14 protein-coding genes and 3 pseudogenes are annotated in these 20,496 nt (G+C 62.0%); 12 read left to right on the top strand and 5 right to left on the bottom strand.

The annotated features are described in order from the left end of the window. Positions 1-92: 92 nt before the first annotated feature. From rsmA to LRS56_29215, 4 genes and pseudogenes are all read right to left on the bottom strand, one after another. Positions 93-906: pseudogene (gene rsmA / locus LRS56_29200) on the bottom strand (16S rRNA (adenine(1518)-N(6)/adenine(1519)-N(6))-dimethyltransferase RsmA). Beyond that, the gene (gene pdxA / locus LRS56_29205; GenBank protein WDU62731.1) at positions 903-1,892 is read right to left on the bottom strand and encodes a 4-hydroxythreonine-4-phosphate dehydrogenase PdxA; all 990 of its coding nucleotides are present in this window, start codon (positions 1,890-1,892) and stop codon (positions 903-905) included. The pseudogene rsmA and the gene pdxA overlap by 4 nt, the downstream one beginning before the upstream one ends. Next, entirely contained in the window at positions 1,889-3,229 is a 1,341-nt protein-coding gene (locus LRS56_29210) for a peptidylprolyl isomerase (GenBank protein WDU62732.1), read from the bottom strand. The genes pdxA and LRS56_29210 overlap by 4 nt, the downstream gene beginning before the upstream one ends. Then, positions 3,204-6,017, bottom strand: a complete 2,814-nt coding sequence (locus tag LRS56_29215; GenBank protein ID WDU62733.1) for an LPS-assembly protein LptD — start codon at positions 6,015-6,017, stop codon at positions 3,204-3,206. The genes LRS56_29210 and LRS56_29215 overlap by 26 nt, the downstream gene beginning before the upstream one ends. A 130-nt stretch (positions 6,018-6,147) precedes the next feature. On the opposite strand from LRS56_29215, the gene LRS56_29220 reads away from it, so the two are divergent. The 3 genes from LRS56_29220 to LRS56_29230 are packed head-to-tail and all read left to right on the top strand — an operon-like array spanning position 6,148 to position 8,613. Further along, the gene (locus LRS56_29220) at positions 6,148-7,173 is read left to right on the top strand and encodes a phosphotransferase (GenBank protein ID WDU62734.1); all 1,026 of its coding nucleotides are present in this window, start codon (positions 6,148-6,150) and stop codon (positions 7,171-7,173) included. Further along, a complete protein-coding gene (locus LRS56_29225; GenBank protein WDU62735.1) occupies positions 7,170-7,844 on the top strand; it encodes a nucleotidyltransferase family protein in 675 nt (224 codons plus the stop codon). Before LRS56_29220 ends, LRS56_29225 begins: the two co-directional genes overlap by 4 nt. A 1-nt stretch (position 7,845) precedes the next feature. Continuing rightward, positions 7,846-8,613 (top strand): TerB family tellurite resistance protein, encoded by a 768-nt coding sequence (locus LRS56_29230; GenBank protein ID WDU62736.1) that lies wholly within the window; start codon positions 7,846-7,848, stop codon positions 8,611-8,613. Between the two features lie 480 nt (positions 8,614-9,093). Here the strand turns inward: LRS56_29230 and LRS56_29235 are convergent, their stop codons facing one another. Beyond that, the gene (locus tag LRS56_29235; GenBank protein ID WDU62737.1) at positions 9,094-10,068 is read right to left on the bottom strand and encodes an alpha/beta hydrolase family protein; all 975 of its coding nucleotides are present in this window, start codon (positions 10,066-10,068) and stop codon (positions 9,094-9,096) included. A gap of 77 nt (positions 10,069-10,145) precedes the next feature. On the opposite strand from LRS56_29235, the pseudogene LRS56_29240 reads away from it, so the two are divergent. The 9 genes and pseudogenes from LRS56_29240 (at position 10,146) to LRS56_29280 (ending at position 20,446) form a co-directional block, all read left to right on the top strand. Further along, positions 10,146-12,139, top strand: a pseudogene (locus LRS56_29240) (transporter substrate-binding domain-containing protein). An 18-nt stretch (positions 12,140-12,157) separates the two neighbouring features. Continuing rightward, positions 12,158-12,787 carry a response regulator transcription factor gene (locus tag LRS56_29245; protein WDU62738.1) on the top strand — a complete coding sequence of 210 codons (630 nt, stop codon included), beginning with the start codon at positions 12,158-12,160 and terminating at the stop codon, positions 12,785-12,787. Positions 12,788-13,017: 230 nt separating this feature from the next. Beyond that, the gene (locus LRS56_29250; protein ID WDU62739.1) at positions 13,018-14,130 is read left to right on the top strand and encodes an ABC transporter ATP-binding protein; all 1,113 of its coding nucleotides are present in this window, start codon (positions 13,018-13,020) and stop codon (positions 14,128-14,130) included. 44 nt (positions 14,131-14,174) lie between these two features. After that, positions 14,175-15,215, top strand: a complete 1,041-nt coding sequence (locus LRS56_29255; protein WDU62740.1) for an ABC transporter substrate-binding protein — start codon at positions 14,175-14,177, stop codon at positions 15,213-15,215. A gap of 209 nt (positions 15,216-15,424) precedes the next feature. Next, positions 15,425-16,672, top strand: a complete 1,248-nt coding sequence (locus LRS56_29260; protein ID WDU62741.1) for an ABC transporter permease — start codon at positions 15,425-15,427, stop codon at positions 16,670-16,672. A gap of 12 nt (positions 16,673-16,684) precedes the next feature. Continuing rightward, positions 16,685-17,509, top strand: a complete 825-nt coding sequence (locus LRS56_29265; GenBank protein ID WDU62742.1) for an ABC transporter permease — start codon at positions 16,685-16,687, stop codon at positions 17,507-17,509. Between the two features lie 215 nt (positions 17,510-17,724). After that, positions 17,725-18,872: pseudogene (locus LRS56_29270) on the top strand (iron-containing alcohol dehydrogenase). Positions 18,873-18,956: 84 nt separating this feature from the next. Beyond that, positions 18,957-19,631: a ribulose-phosphate 3-epimerase gene (rpe, locus tag LRS56_29275; GenBank protein ID WDU62743.1), complete on the top strand. Its 675-nt coding sequence runs from the start codon at positions 18,957-18,959 to the stop codon at positions 19,629-19,631. Further along, entirely contained in the window at positions 19,628-20,446 is an 819-nt protein-coding gene (locus LRS56_29280) for a phosphoglycolate phosphatase (protein WDU62744.1), read from the top strand. The genes rpe and LRS56_29280 overlap by 4 nt, the downstream gene beginning before the upstream one ends. Positions 20,447-20,496 lie beyond the last annotated feature (50 nt).

The following is a 20,496-nucleotide window of genomic DNA, read 5'->3' on the forward strand; positions in this document are numbered from 1 at the left end:
TAAAAGCAAAAGCGGGGGACAGCAGATGCGGATCAGTCTAGGCCAAAGGGTGGGCACTAGGCCAGACATGTGTCTGGCCATGCCCGGGTGCTTCAGTCGGCGGCGGGCGCTGGCTGGATGGCAAGCTGGTCGGCCAGGCGCACGAACGCGGCCAGGTCCAGTTGCTCGGGGCGCAGGCTGCCATCGACGCCGGCGGCTTCGATTTCAGCGTTGCTCAGCAGCGCCTTGAGCGTGTTGCGCAGGGTCTTGCGGCGCTGGTTGAACGCTTCGCGTACCACGCGCTCCAGCAACTTGTGATCCTTGGCCGGGTGCGGCAGCACGGCGTGAGGCACCAGGCGCACGATGGCCGAGTCGACTTTGGGCGGCGGATTGAACGCACCGGGGCCGACATTGAACAGGTGTTCCACGCGGCAGTGGTACTGGACCATGATCGACAGACGACCCCAGTCACCACCGCCCGGGCCCGCAGCCAGACGCTCTACCACTTCCTTTTGCAGCATGAAGTGCATGTCGCGGATGATCCCTGCGTTGTTCAGCAGGTGGAAAATCAGCGGTGTAGAGATGTTGTACGGCAGGTTACCCACCACGCGCAGGCTGTTAGGCGCTGCGTTGAGGCTGTTGAAGTCGAACTTCAGCGCATCGCCCTGAGTGCAGGTTGAAGTTGGATTTGCCGGCGAACTGCTGGTTGAGGATCGGGATCAGGTCCTTGTCCAGCTCCACCACATCCAGCTGGCCGCCACTGGCCAGCAGGCCCTGGGTCAGCGCGCCCTGGCCCGGGCCGATTTCCAGCAGACGGTCTTCGGGCTTGGCATGGATGGAGCGCAGGATGCGGTCGATCACGCCGGCGTCGTGCAGGAAGTTTTGCCCGAAGCGCTTGCGCGCCCGGTGTTGGTAATGCTCGGTCATATACGGGTCTCGGCCATCTGATAGGCGGTTTCCAGGGCCACGTGCAGGCTGCCGGTATCGATCTTGCCGCTGCCCGCCAGGTCCAGGGCGGTGCCATGGTCGACGGAGGTACGGATGATCGGCAGGCCCAGTGTCACGTTGACTGCGGCGCCGAAGCCTTTGTATTTGAGCACCGGCAGCCCCTGGTCATGGTACATCGCCAGCACTGCGTCGCAGTGCTCCAGATATTTGGGGGTAAACAGAGTGTCCGCCGGCAGTGGGCCGCGCAGGTCCATGCCTTCTTGGCGCAGACGCTCCAGGGTTGGTTCGATGATGTCGATTTCTTCACGGCCCAAATGGCCGCCTTCACCGGCGTGGGGGTTGAGCCCGCAGACCAGGATGCGCGGTTGGGCGATGCCGAATTTCTGTTGCAGGTCGGCATGCAGGATGCGCGTGACGCGTTCTACACGCTCGGTGGTGATGGCGTCGGCAATCTCGCGCAGTGGCAGGTGCGTGGTCACGAGGGCGACCCGCAGGCCGCGTGTGGCCAACATCATCACGACTTGTTCGGTGTGGGTCAGTTCGGCGAGGAATTCGGTATGGCCGGAAAAGGCGATACCGGATTCGTTGATCACGCCCTTATGTACCGGTGCGGTGATCATGCCGGCGAAGTCGCCGTCGATACAGCCTTGGCCGGCACGGGTCAGGGTTTGGAGCACAAACGCGGCATTGGCCTTGTTCAGTTGCCCGGCAACCACCTTGGCCGCAAGCGGGGTGTCCCACACATACAGGCTGCCGGCAGGGGCTGGCAGGTCGGGCCAGTTGCCCGGTGCCGCGTCCAGCAACGTGACGGCCACACCCAGTTGCGCGGCCCGCTCAAGGAGCAGGTCGCGGCTGGTAATGGCAATCAGGGGGTGTGGCTGGGGTTGCGAGGCGAGCAGCAGGCACAGGTCTGGACCAATGCCGGCCGGCTCGCCGGGTGTCACCGCGAAACGCTGGGGTTTCACTGAGGTGCCTGGTCGGTGCCTGTTTGCTCGGCGCCTGGCAGCTTGTTTTCTACGTAGGCTTCGTCACGGATCTGACGCAACCAGGTTTGCAGCTCTTCGTCGTACTTGCGGTTACGCAGTACGTTCAGCGCTTGTTGCTCGCGGGCCTGGCTGGTGTTGTCGGTGGCGCGACGGCCAAGGACTTCCAGCACGTGCCAGCCATATTGGGTCTTGAACGGCTTGGACAATACGCCTTGCGGGGTATCGGCCATCACCTGCTGGAACTCCGGCACCAGGGCTTTCGGGTCGATCCAGTTCAGGTCGCCGCCGTTGAGGGCAGAACCCGGGTCTTCCGAGAAGCTCTTGGCCAGGGTTGCGAAGTCTTCGCCGCTTTCGATGCGGTCATAGATCTTCTGGGCCAGCTCCTTGGTTTGAGCTTCGGTGCGAATTTCGCTTGGTTTGACCAGGATGTGACGAACATGCACTTCGTCTTTCAGCGAGGTCTCGCCACCGCGACGCTCCAGCAGCTTCAGGATGATGAAACCACCCGGGGTGCGGGCGGGCTGGGTGATACCGCCGACTTCCATGGCGCTCAACTCGCGGTCGAACGGAGGTGGCAGCTGGGCGGCTTTACGCCAGCCCATGTCACCGCCTTCGAGGGCGTTGTCGCTGCCGGACACGGCGATGGCCGTCTGGGCAAAGTCGGCACCGGCCTTGAGGCGGTCATATACAGCCTGGGTTTTCGCCGCAGCGGCATTGAGCTGCTCGGAGTTGGCGCTGTCCGGGGTTGGGATCAGGATATTGGCCAGGTGCAGTTCTTCGGAAAGCTGCATCTTGCCCAGGTCCGATGCCAGGAAGTTCTTCACTTCCTGCTCGGAGACCTGAACCCGCTCGGCCACACGGCGCTGACGTACGCGGCTGATGATCATTTCACGGCGGATCTGGTCACGGGCGTCCTCATAGGACAAACCGTCGTGGGCCAGGGCGGCGCGGAACTGGTCAATGCTCATGTTGTTGCGCTGGGCAATGGTGCCTACGGCCTGGTTCAGTTCTTCGTCCGAAATACGGATGCCGGAACGATCGCCGATCTGCAGTTGCAGGTTTTCGACGATCAGGCGCTCCAGCACCTGTTGGTCCAGGACGCTGGTAGGTGGCACACCACCGCCACGCTTGGCGATGGTTTGCTGAACTTCCTTGACGCGCTGGTCCAGTTGGCTCTGCATGATCACGTCGTTATCGACGATGGCCACTACTTTATCCAGTTCTTGAACCGCGGCGTGAGCCGACGCGGTACCCAGGAACAGCGCGCCCAGCACTAGCGGGCGCAGACAATCAGAAAGCTTGGTCTTCACGTTCACGATAACCTTCAATGCCTTTGTCGAGGAAGCTCTCTACCTTGGCGCCGGTCAGGCCGCCGAGTCCTTTGAGGACGATTTGCAGGAAGAGCCCGTGGTCACCCTTTTCGTTAAGCGGGGCGATCTGGCTGTATTCGTCGTTGGAAACCCAGTAACGGTTGATGACACGCAGTTTCCAGCAGCAGTTGTCGTACTCGAAACCACCGAAGGCTTCCAGGGTACGGTTGCGAGCGTAGTCATACTGCCAGCGGGTGATCAGGTTCCACTGAGGAATGATCGGCCACATCATCGAGAAATCGTGTTGCTGGATTTTGTAGTAATCCTTCACGAAGTTCGGATCGCCTGGCTGGCCGTAGTCACCACCGAACTGCCATTTGCCGGTCAGCTGGTTGTAGACGACCTGGTCGTTACGATAGCGATAGCCGACGTTGATGATCTTGTTCGGGTTGTCTTCCGGCTGGTAGTGGAGCATCGCGCTGCCGGAGCGAGGGCTGTGCTCCTCGGTGTCCCAGTTGTAGTCGGCAGTGGCGCGCCAGTCGCGGTTGAAGCGGTACTCGTAGTCCAGGGCAACCGGCGACACATCGGACTGTGCATCGGCACGGTCGGAAGCCAGGATGCCCGGCAGTTGAACTTCACGATCCTTGAAGTACAGCGCCTGGCCGACGGATACGCGCTGACGTTCGAAGCCGTTGTCTTCGATCCAGCGGCTGGTCAAGCCCAGGGACAGTTTGTTTTCGTCGCCGATACGGTCGGAGCCGCTGAAGCGGTTGTCACGGAACAACGACGCGTAGCTGAACGAGTACTCGCTGGTGTCGAATACCGGGATATCAGACTGGTCCTTGTTCGGTACGTACAGGTAGAACGCACGCGGCTCAAGGGTCTGGCGATAGTTGGTGCCGAACCAGTTGGTATTGCGATCGAAGTACAGGCCGCTGTCGACGCTGGCAATCGGAACCGCACGGTCCTGGGAGCTTTTGAAGGTGCCGTCTGCGTATTGAGTGCCTGCTGTAGCAGCGGCAGCCTGATCAGCAATGATCTGGTTCTTGCCGATGTTGTCCAGGTCCAGGTCGTACTTGGTGTAGACGTACTTGAGCTTCGGCGTCACAAAGCCGTAGGTCCAGTTCATCGGGTAATCGACGGCCGGCGCTACGTTCAGACGGGTACCGTTGGCACGGGTCAGGCCGCGTACGTAGGTGTCCAGGCGACGCTCGGAATCACCGTTTTCATTGATGAAGTTGCCGTTCTCCAAGTCACGGTCGAAGCGCACGGCTTCGGTCTCGTAGCTGAAGTTCACACCGCCCGGGTGGTACGGCAGGGTACCGTTGAAGGTGATCTGCGGCAGGCGGTCGTACGGCGTGACCTGGGAAATCGTTGCCAGCTGGTACGCCTGCAGGTTCAGACGAGCCTGGAAGGAGTCGCCGCGATACGTCACGGAGCCCTGCTGGTTGATGTAGTCGCGGCTCTCAACACCTTCCTGGTAGGACTTGAGGTCCTGGAAGTAGTAAGGGTCGCTGATCGTGGTGTAGTCGACCTGGGTCAGTACACGCGAATCCAGCCCGCCCTTGTGTTGCCAGTTGAGCATGTAGCGGGTTTTTTCGTAATCGGTCTGACGCTTGCGCTCGTCGTTGTCGTCGTTCAGGTACGCGCCGCCGAACTGGCCTTCGCTGGACTTGGTGAGGTAGCGGAATTCGCCTTCCATCATCATGCCGCGCTTGGTCATGTATTGCGGGTACAACGTGGCGTCGTAGTTTGGCGCCAGGTTGAAGTAGTACGGCGTAACCAGGGTAAAGCCGGTTTCGCTGCCGCTGCTGAAGCTCGGTGGCAGGAAGCCGGATTGACGACGGTCGTCGATCGGGAAATAGATGTACGGGGTGTACAGGATCGGAATGTTCTTGATCCGCAACGTCGCGTTGGTGGCCGTACCGAAACCGGTGGCCGGGTTCAACGTGATGTTGTTGCCCTTGAGCTGCCAGGCGTTGCTGTCCGGCTCGCAGGTGGTGTACGTACCGTCCTTGAGACGGATGATCGCGTTTTCGGCACGCTTGGCGTACAGCGCGTTACCGCGGATGCGCGACTTGTGCAGCACGTATTCGGCGTTGTCGACCTGCGCGGCGCCGGTGTCCAACTGGACCTCGGCGTGGTCGCCGACGATCAGGGCACCGTTGTCGCGCATGCGCACATTGCCGTTCAGCTCGCCGCGGTTTTCGGCCTGGTACAGGCTGGCTTCTTCGGCTTCAAGCTGCATGCTGCCCTGGCGCATGACGACGTCACCGGCCAGGGTTGCGACTTGTTGTTCCTGCTCGTAACGAGAGGCCTTGGCACCGATGAAGGTGGGCGCATCGCTCTTGTTCGTCTTGTCGTTCATGCCAGGACGAATCGGCTCGATGTACGCACCGCCGCAGTAAGGACCGGTTTCAGCCAACTGGGCTGCGGTCAGCTTTTCGCGAGGCACCCAGTCCAGGTGGCTGTAGTCGGCACTGCGCGAACGCAGGCCACGGCCCTTGGAGTCGGTGACCAGTGCGGTCTGCGGTACGGCCTCGGCTTTGCCGCCAGCTTCACCTTGCGGTGTGCTGTCGGTCGAGCTGATGGCCGCGCCGTCATGCACCGGGCGCGGTGGCAATGGGGCGGCGGCGGTTTTCGGCGCGCAATCCCAGGCACCCGAAGCAGAGACTGAGCAGTCATACTGTTCCGCGGCGACCACGAATGAGGTGGCGAAGGGTTGCATGGCCAGCAGACTGCCGGTTACCAGCAACGGAAATTTTCTACGAAACGCGGGGGATTTCAATGCCATCTTATTAGTCCGGGCTTCCTGCGTGCCATCTGCCCGCGGTGTGGGCCGCACGCCTCTCGATGGTCTGAAAAAGATGCGTGATAATAAAGCATGACCCGCTTGACGGCTAGCGCCGTCGGAGACCCTTGTAATGCCCGAGCAAGATCTACGTTTACAACAGCTGGAAGTCTGGCTGGATGAGCAGTTGCCGATCCTTTTCAACGCTCAGGATTGGGGCGCCGTACCCCCGGCCACATTGACCGCGGCCAGCAGCGACGCGAGTTTCAGGCGCTATTTCCGTTGGGAGGGCGGCGGTCGAACATTCGTGGTAATGGACGCCCCACCCCCCCAGGAAAACTGCAAACCTTTCGTCGATATCGCCCATTTATTGGCAAAGTCAGGAATAAATGTTCCAAAAATTTATGCAGAAGATTTGCCGCGAGGCTTTCTTTTGCTCAATGACCTGGGCCGAAAAACCTATCTGGACGTGATTGACGCGCAAAACGCCGATCAATTATTTGCCGATGCCATCGATGCCTTGCTGGCTTTTCAGCAATTGCCGATGGACGCGCCACTGCCCAGCTATGACGTGGCCTTGCTGCGCCGCGAGCTGGAATTGTTTCCCGAGTGGTACGTGCGCCGGCATCTGGGTATCGAACTTGATACACGCCAGCAAGCGCTTTGGCAGCGCGCCAGTGACCAACTGATCGACAGCGCCCTGGCGCAGCCGAAAGTGCTGGTGCATCGCGACTATATGCCGCGCAACCTGATGATCAGCGAGCCGAACCCTGGCGTGCTGGATTTTCAGGACGCGGTGTATGGCCCGGTGACTTACGACATCACCTGCCTGTTCAAGGACGCCTTCCTCAGCTGGCCCCAGGCCCGCGTGCGGGAGTGGCAGCGCGGTTACTGGGAGCGTGCGGGCCAAGCCGGGATTCCCGTGCAGGCCGATTTCGAGGACTTCCTGCGTGCCAGCGACCTGATGGGCGTGCAGCGCCACCTCAAGGTCATCGGCATCTTTGCGCGTATCTGCCATCGCGACGGCAAGCCACGCTACCTGGCCGACGTGCCGCGCTTCTTTGCTTATATAGACGCGGTGCTGGCCGACCGCCCGGAGTTGAGCGAACTGGCTGAGCTGTTGACCAGCCTGCGCCAACCCGCCGAGGTCAGCGTATGAAGGCGATGATCCTGGCGGCGGGCAAAGGCGAGCGGATGCGCCCGCTCACCCTGCACACGCCCAAGCCGCTGGTGCAGGCCGGCGGCAAGCGCCTGATCGAGTATCACCTGGAGGCGCTGGCCAAGGCCGGCTTCACCGAGATCGTGATCAACCATGCCTGGCTGGGCCAGCAGATCGAAAGCTACCTGGGCGATGGCGCGCAGTTCGGCTTGCGTATTCGCTACTCCCCCGAAGGCGAGCCGTTGGAAACCGGCGGCGGGATCTTCCAGGCGTTGCCATTGTTGGGCGATGAGCCTTTTCTGGTGGTCAATGGCGATATCTGGACCGACTACGACTTCACCCAACTCAAGCAACCGCTCCAGGGCCTGGCGCACCTGGTGATGGTCGACAACCCGGCGCATCACCCCTCGGGCGGTGATTTCTACCTTGAGCAGGGCTTGCTTCATGATGCGGCGCCCGGTGCCGATAACCTGACCTTCAGTGGCATTTCAGTACTCGACCCCAAGTTGTTCTCGGGTTGCAGCGCGGGTGCCTTCAAGCTGGCGCCGCTGCTGCGTGCGGCGATGGCGAAAGGTTTGGTAACGGGGGAACACATGGCGGGACGCTGGATTGATGTCGGCACGCTGGAGCGCCTGGCGCAAGTCGAAACCCTGCTGACAGCGGGGCAGTAGCATGTTGTGGCCAGGGACGCTGATCGGCGCCGGGGCTGGCTTTGCCATTGCCAGCATTCCGGGGGCCTTGTTGGGCGCGTTATTGGGGCAGGCACTGGATCGCCGAATGCAGTTGCAGAGTTGGGCGCAATTGCGCGAGCGCCTGGGCGGGCGCCCGGCGCTGCGCAATGACGAGTTGCTGTTTGTGTTGCTGGGGCGCCTGGCCAAAAGCAATGGCCGCGTGGTGGATGGGCATATCCAGCAGGCGCGCCAGGAGATGCGCTCGCTGGAGATGACCGACTCGGCCCAGCGCCGGGCGATTGCGGCGTTCAATCGTGGCAAGTCCGGCTCCGACCGGGTGCGCCGCTACCTGCGTGTGCTCAAGGCCCAACCCCATGCAGCGGAAGGTGTGTTGCGTGCATGCTGGCGGATGGTCTGGGCGGACGGCAAGGCGGATGACGCCGAGCGCGACCTGATCGACCTGTGGGGCAAATGGCTGGGCTGGACGCCGCAACAACTCCAGGCCCTGGCTGCTGACTACACGCCGGAGCGCAAGCCACTGGCAAACCGCGGCGGCAGCTACCAGGATGCCTTGCGGTTGCTGGGCGTGACGCCCACCACCGAACCGTCGGTGATCAAGCGCGCCTATCGCCGCCTGCTCAGCCGCCACCACCCGGACAAGATCGCCGGCAGCGGCGCCACGCCCGCGCAAGTGCTGGAGGCCACCGAGCGCACCCGCGAGTTGCACAATGCCTATGCGTTGATTCGCGAGCGCCGGGATTTTCGCTAGCCACCCGATGTTGCGTTGGAAACCCAATCGACTGTGGGAGCTGGCTTGCCTGCGATAGCGTTCTTTCAGTTACAGCATTCTTAACTGATCCACCGCCATCGCAGGCAAGCCAGCTCCCACACTTGATCGGGTTCTTATCTTCAGTGGGCAATTGCCTGCCGGTAACGGCGCGCACCCGGGTTGCGTTGGAAACCCAATCGACTGTGGGAGCTGGCTTGCCTGCGATAGCGTTCTTTCAGTTACAGCATTCTTAACTGATCCACCGCCATCGCAGGCAAGCCAGCTCCCACACTTGATCGGGTTCTTATCTTCAGTCGGCAGTTGCCTGCCGGTAACGGCGCGCACCTGGGTTGCGTTGGAAACCCAATCGACTGTGGGAGCTGGCTTGCCTGCGATAGCGTTCTTTCAGTTACAGCATTCTTAACTGATCCACCGTCATCGCAGGCAAGCCAGCTCCCACACTTGATCGGGTTCTTATCTTCAGTCGGCAGTTGCCTGCGGGCTCAACCACCCGCGAACCCGGCGATACAGCTGTTCCTGCTCGGCCGCGCTGTTGCCCGGCAGGGTCTTGAGCGAAACCTGCTTGTAGCCGTCATTCTTCGCCCGCTTGGCCGCCTGGGCGCGCTCCTGCGCGTTTTTGCGATCCTGGGCAGCGTCCTGGTAGAACACGTCCGCCGTCGGCACTTTCAAGGTCGGCGCCAGTTGCTGCAGGTCCGGTTTGCGCGCCGTTGGTGTTTTGCCGGCGATCATCACGAATTTCTGCACTTGGGACGGTTGTTTCTCGCTCAAGTAACGGGCGGCCCACCAGGCGCCAGTGCCATGACCGGCCAGCACGACGCTGCGCGCACCCTGGGTTTGGGCGTAGGCCACGGCGGCGTCGATGCGCGCAAAGATGCGCGAAGCATCGGTTTTGTCTTGCTCGTCGGCGCCGGGGACCACCGCCGGGTCGGTGCCTTCGGCTTCAGCGCTGGCGGCTTGCTCGATCGGTTTGTCGGCGGTGCTGGCGTCTTTGCTGCTGGTGTCGACGCTCGCCTGGGGCGCTTCCATCGCACGCGGCGGCAGGGTGTCCACACTGATATCCGGCAGCGACAGGCTAAGGCTGCCCCAGTTGGCATCCGGCAATTTGCGACGCAACGGGCCGATTGCTTGCGGCCAGTCAGCATTTTCGCCGGCGCCGGGTACGATAATCACCACGCCCTCGGGCTCGGCGCTGTTGGCCGGTTTCCACAGGGCGAGGAATGAATCACTGCCGGCCTGCAACTGTTGCTGTTCCTGTTGCGGGATTGTGCGTTCCAGGGCGCTGGTTTCTTCCTGGCTGCGCTCGGGCAACGGTTGGCGTTCAAGCGGTTTTTCGGCGGCGGGCGCGGGTGCGTCCGCGGCTTGAACAGAAAAGGCGCTGGTAAAGAGCAGCGACAGGCACAATGCTGGCAGTGCCGAACGGTGGAGAAAGAGCATCGTTAATTCCCGGCCAGAAGTGATTCCAGCAGCCTAATGGGTTGGTCAGTATTTGTCAGTGATGTGAGACGTGGATCATGGGTTTTCGCTGTCTGCTGGTTATCGGCTGTTTGTGCTTTGCCTTGATGGCAAATGCCGCCCCTGCGCCTGCCGCCCCCCAGGCGCAACTCACTGCGCAGCAACGCGAATGGCTGGCCGCGCACCCGGAGCTGCGTGTGGGCCTGGTGTTGCAGGCGCCTTACGCGCAATACGACCGGCGCCTGCAGCGCTTGTCCGGGGCCAATGTGGAGTTGATGCAGTGGCTGGCCAAGGCGCTGAATATCGAGCTGACCTGGCGCAACTTCCCCAACCAGGAGCAGCTGGAAGCCGCCGTGCGCGAGGGCGAAGTGGATATCGCCCCCGGTCTGCAGCAAACCCCGGCCGGTTTGCGCCTGTGGTTATTCACCGACCCGTATATGCGCGTGCCCCAGCACATCGTCGGCATCCGTGACGGCGGCGGCGCGGTAGAGCTGGAGAAACTCGACGATAAGTCCCGCGTCGCCGTGCGTATGCCCAGCGCCGTGGCCGATTACCTGCGCAGCACCTACCCGGGTCTTAATCTGCAAGGCGTGCCGATGGAGCGTGATGCGCTGCAGTTGCTGGTGAGCCAGCAGGCGCGGTACGCCGTGGTGGATGAAGCGCAGTTGAGCCGGTTGTCCGGCGAAGCGGAATTCGCCGCGCTGGCGGTGGTGGGGGACATCGGCTTGCCGCAATTGCTGCGGGTGGCCACGCGCCGCGAATGGCCGGAATTGGCTGGCATCCTGCAAAGCGCTTTGCGTGCGATCCCCGCCCGCGACCTGGACCAACTGCACAACCGCTGGCTGCAACCCAAATACCCACGGCTGTCGGAGTCCCCTGGCCTGTGGCAGAACCTCAGCCTGTTGCTGAGCCTGTTGCTGCTCGCCAGCCTGGCCATCGTGTTCTGGCAGCGCCGCCAGCAACGCGTGCTGGAACACGACCTGCTGGCCGCCCGCGAAGAAAGCGCGGCCCGCGCCGCCGGTGCCGAAGCGCTGCGGTTGACCCAGTTTTCCATCGACCAGAGCACCGTCGGCATCCTGTGGGTCAACTGGGACAGCCATGTGCGCTACGCCAACCGCGCCGCCGAAAGCATGCTCGGCTATGACCCGGGCGCATTGATCGAGCGGCCACTGGTGGACCTCGACCCCAGCCTGGACATGGACCGCTGGCTCAACCTGTGGAAGCGCGCCCGAGCCAGCGACGACGGCCCGCAGAATTTCGCCACCGATTGCCTGCGGGCCGATGGCAGTATTCTGCCGGCCAACGTGTCCTTGAGCTTTCTGCGGTTTGCCAAAGCCGAATACCTGGTGGTCTATCTCAACGACGTCACCGAGCTGCGCCGCACCTTGGCCGCCCTGGTGCAAAGTGAGGCGCAACTGCGCGAGCTGTCCGCCCACCTGGAAACCGTGCGCGAAGAAGAAAAAGCACGCATCGCCCGGGAAGTGCATGACGAACTCGGGCAGATGCTCACCGTGCTCAAGCTGGAAACCTCCATGTGCGAGTTGGCCTACGCGCAGCTGGACCCTGGCCTGCACGAGCGCCTGAACAGCATGAAGCGCCTGATCGCCCAGCTGTTCCAACTGGTGCGGGACGTGGCAACCGCGCTGCGCCCGCCGATTCTCGACGCCGGGATCGCCTCGGCCATCGAGTGGCAGGCGCGGCGTTTTGAAGCGCGCACGCAAATCCCTGTTTGGTGCAGGTTCCGGATAACCTGCCGGCCCTGAGTGACGCCAAGGCCATCGGCCTGTTCCGCATCCTGCAGGAAGCGCTGACCAATGTGATGCGCCATGCCCAGGCGCATACTGTGGAGCTGACGCTGGCGGTGGAAGGCCGCGACTTGCGGCTGACCATCAGCGATGACGGCGTAGGCTTTGTCCAGGCCAAAGGCCGCCCGGTGTCGTTCGGCCTGGTAGGCATGCGCGAGCGGGTGCTGATCATGGGTGGGCAACTGAGCCTGGACAGCGAATTGGGTGAGGGCACGACCCTGAGTGTCACGGTGCCGCTGGATGCATAACGATAAGAGGAAACCCCTGTGATCCGCGTACTGGTAGCCGAAGACCACACCATTGTTCGAGAAGGCATCAAGCAATTGATCGGCCTGGCCAAGGACCTGCTGGTGGTGGGGGAGGCGAGTAATGGCGAGCAGTTGCTCGAGACCCTGCGCCATGTGCCGTGCGAGGTGGTGTTGCTGGATATCTCGATGCCCGGCGTCAACGGCCTGGAAGCGATTGCGCGGATTCGTGCCTTGAGCAATCCGCCGGCGATCCTGGTGCTGTCGATGCACGACGAGGCGCAAATGGCTGCGCGTGCCTTGAAGGTGGGCGCCGCCGGTTATGCAACCAAGGACAGCGACCCGGCACTGTTGCTCACGGCGATTCGCAAGGTGGCGGCGGGCGGGCGTTATATCGACCCGGACCTGGCCGACCGCATGGTCTTCGAAGTCGGCCTCACCGATACGCGCCCGCTGCATTCGTTACTCTCGGAGCGTGAGTTCTCGGTGTTCGAGCGCCTGGCCCAGGGCGCCAACGTGAATGACATCGCCCAGCAACTGGCGCTGAGCAGCAAGACCATCAGCACCCACAAGGCGCGGCTGATGCAAAAGCTCAATATCACCTCCCTGGCCGAGTTGGTGAAGTACGCCATGGAACACAAACTTCTGTAGGGGGCCGCATGTCTGTTAGCGACAGGTGGCTCGCAGGTCGATGCCCATTACTTGCCGCTTGCAGCTCGCTACTTGTGGCTGCACTGTCCCATGCCCGCCATCCGTGTAGGGCGATCCCTACCCCCAACCTTCCATCCGGCTGATGCAATTCTCTCCCGGCCCCCGATTTCCGGGGGCTCGCGCCTGGACTACGCTTGTGCCACAGCAGTCCAAAACACAAAGGTGCGGGTATGAGCGAGGTGGATTCAAATGATGTGCTGGTCAGCTTTCGTGGCGTGCAGAAGAGCTACGACGGCGAGAACCTGATCGTCAAGGACCTCAACCTGGAGATTCGCAAGGGCGAGTTCCTCACCCTGCTCGGGCCTTCCGGGTCGGGCAAGACCACCAGCCTGATGATGCTCGCCGGCTTTGAAACGCCGACCGCCGGTGAAATCCAGCTGGCCGGGCGCTCCATCAACAACGTGCCGCCGCACAAGCGTGACATCGGCATGGTGTTCCAGAACTACGCATTGTTCCCGCACATGACGGTCGCCGAGAACCTGGCGTTCCCGCTGTCGGTGCGCGGCCTTAGCAAGACCGATATCAGCGAGCGGGTCAAACGCGTGCTGAGCATGGTCCAGCTCGACGCCTTCGCTCAGCGCTACCCGGCGCAGCTCTCCGGCGGCCAGCAACAGCGCGTGGCCTTGGCCCGGGCGCTGGTGTTCGAGCCGCAGCTGGTGCTGATGGACGAACCCCTCGGCGCCCTCGACAAGCAGCTGCGCGAACACATGCAGATGGAGATCAAACACCTGCACCAGCGCCTCGGCGTGACGGTGGTGTACGTGACCCACGACCAGGGCGAAGCCTTGACCATGTCCGACCGGGTGGCGGTGTTCCACCAGGGCGAGATCCAGCAGATCGCCGCGCCACGCACCTTGTATGAAGAGCCGAAGAACACCTTCGTCGCCAACTTCATCGGTGAGAACAACCGCCTCAATGGCCGCCTGCACAGCCACACCGGCGACCGCTGCGTGGTCGAGCTGGCACGCGGCGAGAAGGTCGAGGCGCTGGCGGTGAACGTCGGCCAGGTTGGCGGCCCGGTGACCCTGTCGGTGCGACCGGAGCGAGTGAGCCTCAATGGCTCCAGCGAAAGCTGCGTCAACCGCTTCTCCGGGCGAGTGGCGGAATTTATCTACTTGGGCGACCACGTGCGTGTGCGCCTGGAAGTCTGCGGCAAGGCCGATTTTTTTGTGAAACAACCGATTGCCGAGCTGGACCCAGCATTGGCGGTTGGCGACGTGGTACCGATTGGCTGGCAAGTCGAGCACGTTCGCGCACTCGACCCACTTCTAGAGGCGAATTAATCGCCCCCATGGCTTCACCAACCCTGCACGTGGAGAGAACAACAATGTTGAGTACCTTGAAATATTCCGTTCTGGCATTGAGCTTGATGGGCGCGACACAGGCCATGGCCGGCCCGGACCTGACAGTCGTGTCCTTTGGCGGCGCCAACAAGGCGGCCCAGGTCAAAGCCTTCTATGCACCGTGGGAGAGCGCGGGCAACGGCAAGATCGTCGCCGGCGAATACAACGGTGAAATGGCCAAGGTCAAAGCCATGGTCGACACCAAGAGCGTGTCCTGGGACCTGGTGGAAGTGGAATCGCCGGAACTGTCCCGTGGCTGCGACGAAGACATGTTCGAACCGCTGGACCCGAAACTGTTCGGCAACACCGCCGACTATGTGAAGGGGGCGATCCAGCCGTGCGGCGTGGGCTTCTTCGTATGGTCGACCGTGCTGGCGTACAACGCCGACAAGCTGACCTCGGCACCGACCAGCTGGGCGGATTTCTGGGACACCAAGAAATTCCCGGGCAAACGCGGCCTGCGCAAGGGCGCCAAATACACTCTGGAATTCGCCTTGATGGCCGATGGCGTGGCGCCCAAAGACGTCTACAAAGTGCTGGCCGGCAAAGATGGCCAGGACCGTGCGTTCAAGAAGCTCGACGAACTCAAGCCGTCGATCCAGTGGTGGGAAGCCGGCGCGCAACCGCCACAGTACTTGGCCTCGGGTGACGTAGTGATGAGCTCGGCCTACAACGGCCGCATCGCCGCTGTGCAGAAAGAGAGCAACCTGAAAGTGGTGTGGAACGGCGGCATCTACGACTTCGATGCCTGGGCTATTCCAAAAGGGTTGGCCAAGGACCGTGCCGAAGCAGCGAAGAAATTCATCGCTTTCTCGGTCGCACCGCAGCAGCAGAAGATCTACTCGGAAAACATCGCCTACGGTCCGGCCAATACCCAAGCCGTGCCGCTGCTGGCCAAGGATGTGCTGAAGGACATGCCGACCACCCCGGAAAACATCGCCAATCAGGTGCAGATCGATGTGAGCTTCTGGGCGGATAACGGCGAGCAACTGGAGCAGCGCTTCAATTCGTGGGCGGCCAAGTAATAGCTCATTGCAGTTGAGCTTTTGTGGCGAGGGGGCTTGCCCCCGTTGGGTTGCGAAGCGACCCCAGTGAAGTCACCACGATTCACCGATACAGCGCGGCGCCTGGTTTTGGGGCTGCTGCGCAGCCCAACGCGGGCAAGCCCGCTCGCCACAGGCTTTGTCGTATAGCGCAAGACTGTTGTCTTTTTTCAGTATTTCCGGAGTCAGCCATGGCCATTGCCGTTCCCTCCAACGAGGTCAACAGCCCCACCCTCAAGCAGCGCCTGGCGCGTGCCGAGCGGCTCAATCGCTGGAAGGCCCAGGCCCTGATTGCGCCGCTGGTGCTGTTTTTGCTGTTGGTGTTCCTGGTGCCAATTGTGGCGCTGCTCTACAAGAGTGTCGGCAACCCGGAAGTGGTGGGCGGTTTGCCGCGTACCGTGGTGGCAGTAAAGACCTGGGACGGCCGTGGTCTGCCGGGTGAACCGGTGTATCAGGCCCTCAGCGAAGACCTGGGCGAGGCGCGCAAAAACCAGACCCTGGGCGACCTGTCCAAACGCTTGAACATGGAACTGGCCGGCTATCGCAGCCTGCTGACCAAAACCGCGCGGGCGTTGCCGTTTACCGAAGCGCCTGGCTCTTATAAACAAGCGCTGGAAAACCTCGACGAACGCTGGGGCGACCCGGCGTACTGGCAGGCGATCCGGCGCAATACCAGCAGCCTCACGCCGTATTACCTGCTGGCGGCCGTCGACCACCGTATCGATGACCTCGGTGAAGTGGCCCCGGCCACCCCGGACCAGGCGATCTACCTGGATATCTTCGCCCGCACCTTCTGGATGGGGTTGGTGATCACCGCCGTGTGCCTGCTGCTGGCCTATCCTCTGGCGTACCTGCTGGCCAACCTGCCGGCGCGCAAAAGCAACCTGCTGATGATTCTGGTACTGCTGCCGTTCTGGACCTCGATCCTGGTGCGGGTGGCGGCGTGGATCGTGCTGCTGCAGTCCGGCGGGCTGATCAACAGCGCCCTGATGGGCATGGGTCTGATCGATAAGCCGGTGGAGCTGGTGTTCAACCGTACCGGGGTCTACATCTCCATGGTGCACATCCTGCTGCCGTTCATGATTCTGCCGATCTACAGCGTGATGAAAGGTATCTCGCCCACCTACATGCGAGCGGCGATTTCCCTGGGGTGCCACCCGTTCGCGAGTTTCTGGCGTGTGTACTTCCCGCAGACCTATGCCGGGGTCGGTGCCGGTTGCCTGCTGGTGTTCATCCTGGCAATTGGTTACTACATCACCCCGGCATTGCTGGGCAGCCCGAACGACCAGATGGTCAGCTACTTCGTGGCCTTCTACACCAACACCAGCATCAACTGGGGCATGGCCACGGCCTTGGGCGGTTTGCTGCTGCTGGCGACGGTGGTGCTGTACCTGATCTACAACCGGCTGGTGGGCGCCAGTCGCCTGCGCCTGAGCTGAGGAGACCTTGCGATGCTGAGCCCTTATATGTCACCGGTGGAACGGGTGTGGTTCTACAGCTTGCGGATTTTGTGCGGCTTGATCCTGTTGTTCCTGATTTTGCCCGTGCTGGTGATCATCCCGCTGTCGTTCAACAGCGGCAGTTTCCTGGTGTACCCGCTGCAGGGCTTCTCGCTGCACTGGTACCAGGATTTCTTCAACTCGGCCGAATGGATGCGTGCGCTGAAGAACAGCATCATCGTCGCCCCGGCGGCCACGGTGCTGGCCATGGTGTTCGGCACCTTGGCGGCCATCGGCCTGACCCGCGGGAATTTCCCCGGCAAGGCGCTGGTCATGGCGCTGGTCATTTCACCGATGGTGGTGCCGGTGGTGATTATCGGCGTGGCCAGTTACTTGTTCTTTGCGCCGTTGGGGCTGGGCAACAGCTTTTTCTCGCTGATCGTGGTGCATGCGGTGCTTGGCGTGCCGTTTGTGATCATCACTGTTTCGGCGACCTTGCAGGGTTTCAACCATAACCTGGTGCGGGCCGCGGCCAGCCTGGGCGCCTCGCCGTTGACCGCATTTCGTCGGGTGACCTTGCCGTTGATCGCGCCGGGCGTGATTTCCGGGGCGCTGTTCGCCTTTGCCACCTCGTTCGATGAGGTGGTGGTGACGCTGTTCCTCGCCGGCCCCGAGCAAGCGACCCTGCCACGCCAGATGTTCAGCGGTATCCGCGAGAACCTCAGCCCGACCATTGCCGCCGCCGCGACCTTGCTGATTGCGTTCTCGGTGTTGCTGTTGCTGACCCTGGAATGGCTGCGCGGGCGTAGCGAAAAACTGCGTACCGCGCAAATCTGAAGCCAAGCAGAGATCAACATGTGGGAGCGGGCTTGCTCGCGAAAGCGGAGTGTCAGTCATAGATGCACTGGCTGATCCAGCGCTTTCGCGAGCAAGCCCGCTCCCACATTGGTTTGTGTTCATCCAAAGAGTGACCATTCAGCTGCTGAATGGGAGACAACCCATTTTCCCCAGCTACTCTTGTGCCAGCCCATCACTAATAAGAGGCCGCGCACATGAGTACCTCCTCATTCAAGATCGCCCACAAACTGCTGACCGGCGCCGGTGCCATCGAGCAACTGGCCTTTGAACTCACGCGCCTGGATGTGGATAACCCGTTGATCGTCACCGATGCCGCGCTGGTCAAGTCCGGCACTGTGGCGCTGGCGCTGGCGCATCTGGGTGATCGCACTTACGAAATCTTTGACCGTGTACTGCCCGACCCGGAAATCGCCATCGTCGAAGACTGCATGCGTGTGTACCGCGAAGGCGGGCATGACGGCCTGATCGGCGTGGGGGCGGCAGCGCCATTGATATCGCCAAAAGCGTGGCGGCCTATGCCGGTTACCACGGCGCGCTGGCGGACTTGTTCGGCGTCGACCAGGTACCACGCAAGGGCCCGCCGCTGATCGCCATCCCCACCACGGCCGGCACCGGTTCGGAGGTGACCAATGTGGCGATCCTCTCCGACAAGGCCGCGCAACTGAAAAAAGGTATCGTCAGCGATTACCTGCTGCCGGATGTCGCGCTGATCAGCCCGCAAATGACCCTGACCTGCCCGCGCAGTGTCACCGCCGCCAGTGGCGTGGATGCGCTGGTGCACGCCATCGAGTCCTACCTGTCGCTGAACGCCTCGCCGATCACCGACGCGCTGGCCATTGGTGCGATCAAACTGATTGCCAAAGCGTTGCCCAAAGCCTACGCCAACCCGGCCAACCTGCAGGCCCGCGATGACATGGCCACCGCCAGCCTGATGGCCGGCATGGCCTTCGGGAATGCCGGGGTGGGCGCGGTGCACGCTTTGGCCTACCCGCTGGGCGGGCGTTTCAACATCGCCCACGGCGTAAGTAATGCGCTGTTACTGCCCTATGTAATGCACTGGAACAAATTAGCGTGCGTGGAGCGTATGCAGGATATTGCACAAGCCATGGGCGTGAATGTCACCGGGTTGAGTACCAACGATGCCGCCGACCAGGCCGTTGAGGCGATGACGCGACTATGTGCCGCCGTAGAGATCCCGGCAGGGCTGCGCAGCTTCGGGGTTCCCGAGGATGCGATCCCCGCCATGGCCATCGAAGCGGCGGGTATCGAACGCCTGATGCGAAACAACCCGCGCAAGCTCAGCGCGGCGGATATCGAGAAAATCTACCGGGCCGCGTTCTAGCCATTGAGCCAGGTCACGGTGCGCGCAGCAAAGCATGAGGTATACAATGCGCGCCATCGTGATTTAGCTCAAAAAAGGTGCGTCATGCAGCCCTTCGTTATTGCTCCATCGATTCTCTCCGCCGATTTCGCCCGCCTGGGTGAGGAAGTGGACAAGGTGTTGGCCGCCGGTGCCGACTTCGTGCACTTCGATGTGATGGACAACCATTACGTGCCTAACCTGACCATCGGCCCGATGGTCTGCGCGGCGCTGCGCAAGTACGGCATCACTGCGCCGATCGATGCGCACCTGATGGTCAGCCCGGTGGATCGCATCGTCGGCGACTTCATCGAAGCCGGCGCGACCTACATCACCTTCCACCCGGAAGCCACGCTGCACGTGGACCGCACCCTGCAACTGATCCGCGAAGGTGGCTGCAAGGCGGGCCTGGTGTTCAACCCGGCCACCCCGCTGAGCGTGCTTGAGTACGTGATGGACAAGGTCGACATGGTGCTGCTGATGAGCGTCAACCCAGGCTTTGGCGGGCAGAAGTTCATTCCCGGCACCCTGAACAAGCTGCGCGAAGCCCGCGCACTGATCGACGCCTCGGGCCGCGATATCCGCCTGGAAATCGACGGCGGGGTCAACGTCAACAATATCCGTGAAATCGCCGCCGCCGGTGCCGACACTTTTGTGGCCGGCTCGGCGATCTTCAACGCCCCGGATTACCAGGAAGTCATCGACAAGATGCGTGCAGAACTGGCGCTGGCGCGTCCATGAGCGGCTTCGAGCAGCTGTTCCCCGGCAAACTGCCACGGCTGGTGATGTTCGATCTGGACGGTACGTTGATCGATTCGGTGCCAGACCTGGCGGCGGCGGTGGACCACATGCTGCTCAAGCTGGGGCGCAAGCCGGCGGGCATCGAGTCGGTGCGTGAGTGGGTCGGCAACGGCGTGCAGATGCTGGTGCGCCGGGCCCTGGCCAACCACATCGACGCCGAGGGCGTGGATGAGGTCGAGGCCGAGCATGCCCTGGAATTGTTCAACGCCGCCTACGAAGATGGCCACGAACTCACCGTGGTCTACCCCGGCGTGCGCGACACCCTCAAATGGCTGAGCAAGCAGGGCGTGGAAATGGCCCTGATCACCAACAAACCGGAGCGCTTCGTCGCGCCGCTGTTGGACCAGATGAAAATCGGCCGGTATTTCCGCTGGATCATTGGCGGCGATACCCTGCCGCAGAAGAAACCCGACCCGGCGGCGCTGTTTTTCGTGATGAAAATGGCCAATATCCCGGCGTCGCAGTCGTTGTTTGTCGGCGATTCGCGCAGTGATGTGTTGGCCGCGAAGGCCGCTGGCGTGCAGTGCGTGGCCTTGAGTTACGGCTATAACCATGGTCGGCCGATCGCCGAAGAGTCGCCGGCGCTGGTGATTGATGACCTGCGACTGCTAATCCCCGGTTGCTTGGGAGCTGGCGCTGAGATAACGTTGCCCGATATCGATCCGTCCCCTTCTGGAAATTCCATCGTGGTGGTCACTCGCAAACTCTGGATGAAAGTCATCAAGGCCCTGGCCCGCTGGCGTTGGCGCGCCTGACTGATCCTGGCCGCGCTGCGGCACGTTTGCATACCTGACTGTTAGACCCT

Source organism: Pseudomonas poae (assembly GCA_028869255.1).
Taxonomy (GTDB): Bacteria; Pseudomonadota; Gammaproteobacteria; order Pseudomonadales; family Pseudomonadaceae; genus Aquipseudomonas; species Aquipseudomonas poae_C.

Coding starts and splice junctions, on each gene's coding strand:
- LRS56_29215 (WDU62733.1), bottom strand. CDS start 6,017: ATGGCATTGAAATCCCCCGCGTTTCGTAGAAAATTTCCGTTGCTGGTA.
- LRS56_29220 (WDU62734.1), top strand. CDS start 6,148: ATGCCCGAGCAAGATCTACGTTTACAACAGCTGGAAGTCTGGCTGGAT.
- LRS56_29225 (WDU62735.1), top strand. CDS start 7,170: ATGAAGGCGATGATCCTGGCGGCGGGCAAAGGCGAGCGGATGCGCCCG.
- LRS56_29230 (WDU62736.1), top strand. CDS start 7,846: ATGTTGTGGCCAGGGACGCTGATCGGCGCCGGGGCTGGCTTTGCCATT.
- LRS56_29235 (WDU62737.1), bottom strand. CDS start 10,068: ATGCTCTTTCTCCACCGTTCGGCACTGCCAGCATTGTGCCTGTCGCTG.
- LRS56_29250 (WDU62739.1), top strand. CDS start 13,018: ATGAGCGAGGTGGATTCAAATGATGTGCTGGTCAGCTTTCGTGGCGTG.
- LRS56_29255 (WDU62740.1), top strand. CDS start 14,175: ATGTTGAGTACCTTGAAATATTCCGTTCTGGCATTGAGCTTGATGGGC.
- LRS56_29260 (WDU62741.1), top strand. CDS start 15,425: ATGGCCATTGCCGTTCCCTCCAACGAGGTCAACAGCCCCACCCTCAAG.
- LRS56_29265 (WDU62742.1), top strand. CDS start 16,685: ATGCTGAGCCCTTATATGTCACCGGTGGAACGGGTGTGGTTCTACAGC.
- rpe (WDU62743.1), top strand. CDS start 18,957: ATGCAGCCCTTCGTTATTGCTCCATCGATTCTCTCCGCCGATTTCGCC.
- LRS56_29280 (WDU62744.1), top strand. CDS start 19,628: ATGAGCGGCTTCGAGCAGCTGTTCCCCGGCAAACTGCCACGGCTGGTG.